Annotated in this window: 1 protein-coding gene; it reads right to left on the bottom strand. The window is 58.2% G+C overall.

The window, feature by feature from the left end; all coding sequences use genetic code 11:
* On the bottom strand, nt 1-966 hold a 966-nt coding region (tuf, locus tag LG198_RS14290), incomplete at both ends, for an elongation factor Tu (RefSeq protein WP_456085636.1).

The following is a 966-nucleotide window of genomic DNA, read 5'->3' as shown; positions in this document are numbered from 1 at the left end:
CGCCCGGCATGACCATTTCGGTGCCCGCTGGCAGTTCTACAGCACCGGTGACGTCGGTGGTGCGGAAGTAGAATTGCGGACGGTAGCCGTTGAAGAAGGGGGTGTGGCGGCCGCCTTCGTCTTTGCCCAGTACGTAGATTTCGGCAGTGAATTTGGTGTGGGGCTTGATGGAGCCTGTCTTGGACAGTACTTGACCACGTTCCACTTCTTCACGCTTGGTGCCACGCAGGAGTACGCCGACGTTGTCGCCTGCTTGGCCTTGGTCGAGTAGTTTGCGGAACATTTCGACGCCGGTGCAGGTGGTTTTGATGGTGGGCTTGAGGCCGACGATTTCGATTTCGTCGCCAACTTTGACGATGCCACGTTCTACACGGCCAGTCACAACGGTACCACGACCGGAGATGGAGAATACGTCTTCTACCGGCATGAGGAAGGTGCCGTCAACGGCACGTTCCGGGGTGGGGATGTAGCTGTCAAGGGCTTCGGCCAGACGGAAGATGGCGGGTTCGCCGATGTCGGATTGGTCGCCTTCGAGTGCGAGTTTGGCGGAGCCCTTTACGATAGGGGTGTCGTCGCCAGGGAATTCGTATTTGGAGAGGAGTTCACGCACTTCCATTTCAACGAGTTCGAGCAGTTCTGCGTCGTCGACCATGTCGGCCTTGTTCAGGAAGACGATGATGTAGGGTACGCCAACTTGACGCGCGAGCAGGATGTGTTCGCGGGTTTGGGGCATGGGGCCGTCAGCGGCGGAGACGACGAGGATGGCGCCGTCCATTTGGGCCGCGCCAGTGATCATGTTTTTGACGTAGTCGGCGTGACCTGGACAGTCAACGTGGGCGTAGTGGCGTGCCTCGGTTTCGTATTCAACGTGGGAGGTGTTGATGGTGATGCCACGGGCCTTTTCTTCGGGCGCGTTGTCGATCTGGGAGTAGTCTTTGGCTTCGCCACCAAATTTCTTGGTCAGTA

This window comes from Methylobacillus arboreus, assembly GCF_020532725.1.
GTDB lineage: Bacteria > Pseudomonadota > Gammaproteobacteria > Burkholderiales > Methylophilaceae > Methylobacillus > Methylobacillus arboreus.
Note: the sequence above shows the minus strand (reverse complement) of the source record. Positions and strands in the feature narration are given on the sequence as shown.